Source organism: Comamonas avium (assembly GCF_014836675.1).
In the GTDB taxonomy this organism is placed as follows: domain Bacteria; phylum Pseudomonadota; class Gammaproteobacteria; order Burkholderiales; family Burkholderiaceae_C; genus Comamonas; species Comamonas avium.
Genome location: NZ_JACSQK010000015.1, coordinates 1 through 1,816, shown reverse-complemented (window position 1 = coordinate 1,816; position 1,816 = coordinate 1). Strand labels below are relative to the sequence as shown.

Sequence of the window (1,816 nt, the reverse complement as noted above, 5' to 3'; positions counted from 1 at the left end):
GCCACAAACAAGTCAGCCTCCAGGCCATAGTCGGCCACCGAGAAGATCGGTGCTTCCGCATCCTTGTTGATCGCCACGATCACCTTGGAGTCTTTCATGCCCGCCAAGTGCTGGATCGCACCCGAGATGCCCGCTGCAATGTACAGCTGCGGGGCAACGATCTTGCCGGTCTGGCCCACTTGCAGGTCATTGGGAGCGTAGCCTGCGTCCACCGCTGCACGGCTGGCACCAATGGCTGCACCCAGCTTGTCGGCCAGCGGGGTCATGACTTCGTTGAATTTCTCGGCGCTGCCCAGTGCGCGGCCACCGGAGACGATGATCTTGGCAGCCGTCAGCTCGGGGCGGTCGTTCTTGGTAACTTCACGGCCCACAAAGGCGCTCTTGCCTGAGTCGGCAACCGCTGCAGTGGTTTCCACCGCCGCTGCGCCGCCCGTGGCAGCCGCTGCGTCAAAGCCGGTGCCGCGTACGGTGATGACTTTGGTGGCATCCGACGATTGCACGGTGGCGACAGCGTTGCCCGCGTAGATGGGGCGCTCGAAGGTGTCCGCCGAGATGACCGCTGTGATGTCGCTGATCTGGCCAACATCGAGCTTGGCCGCTACACGCGGGGCAACGTTCTTGCCGCTGGCGGTGGCTGGGAACAGGATGTGGCTGTAGTTACCAGCAATAGCCAGCACCTGGGCGGTGAGGTTTTCTGCCAGGCCATCTTTGAGGCTGGCGCCGTCAGCATGGATGACTTTGGAGACACCAGCGATCTGGGCAGCCGCTGCAGCGGCTGCTGCTGCGTTTTCACCAGCGACCAGTACGTGCACATCACCACCGCAGGCTACAGCGGCCGTGACGGTGTTCAGGGTAGCGCCTTTGATGGTGGCGTTGTCGTGTTCTGCGATTACGAGAGAAGTCATTTCAACTCCAAAAATTCTTTGAGGTTCTTGCGAAGTCTGCGGATAGGGCAAACGGCCTTCAAATTCGCACGCCCCAAAATCAGGGACAGCGAGCTAGGGCCGCCCCGACGCGAGGCTGTCGTCCCCCTCCAAGGGGGAAGACGCGAAGCGGCTCAGGGGGTCAAATAACTTTGGCTTCGTTTTTGAGCTTGTCCACCAGGGTCGCCACATCCGGCACCTTGACGCCAGCGCCGCGCTTGGCAGGCTCGGCCACCTTCAAGGTCTTGATGCGGGGCGCAACGTCCACACCCAGCTCTTCGGGCTTGACGATGTCCAGCTGCTTTTTCTTGGCCTTCATGATGTTGGGCAAGGTGACGTAGCGGGGCTCGTTCAGGCGCAGGTCGGTGGTGATGATGGCCGGGGTAGACAGGCTCAGTGTCTCCAGACCTCCGTCCACTTCGCGGGTGACGCTGACCTTGTCGCCTGCAACTTCCACCTTGGAGGCGAAGGTGGCCTGGGGCAGATCAGCCAGCGCAGCCAGCATCTGGCCCGTCTGGTTGTTGTCGCCGTCAATGGCTTGCTTGCCCAAAATCACCAGGCCCGGCTGCTCTTTGTCCACCAGGGCCTTGAGCAGTTTGGCAATAGCCAGGGGCTGCAGCTCAGCATCGGTCTCCACCAAAATGGCACGATCGGCACCAATGGCCATGGCCGTGCGCAGGGTTTCCTGGCACTGCGCAACTCCACAGGAGACGGCAATGATTTCCGTGACTACGCCCTTTTCCTTGAGGCGCACGGCTTCTTCCACCGCGATTTCGTCAAACGGGTTCATGCTCATCTTGACGTTGGCGATATCTACGCCTGTGCCGTCAGACTTCACACGGACTTTGACGTTGTAGTCCACCACGCGCTTGACTGGGACCAATACCTTCATG

At 60.9% G+C, this 1,816-nt stretch carries 2 protein-coding genes; both read right to left on the bottom strand.

The window, feature by feature from the left end; translation table 11 throughout:
- A partial coding sequence (locus H9646_RS18285; RefSeq protein WP_191724828.1) for an electron transfer flavoprotein subunit alpha/FixB family protein occupies nucleotides 1-905 on the bottom strand: 905 nt, incomplete at its 3' end.
- A 160-nt stretch (nucleotides 906-1,065) separates the two neighbouring features.
- Nucleotides 1,066-1,815, bottom strand: a complete 750-nt coding sequence (locus H9646_RS18280) for an electron transfer flavoprotein subunit beta/FixA family protein (RefSeq protein WP_191724827.1) — start codon at nucleotides 1,813-1,815, stop codon at nucleotides 1,066-1,068.
- Between the last annotated feature and the right edge of the window lies 1 nt (nucleotide 1,816).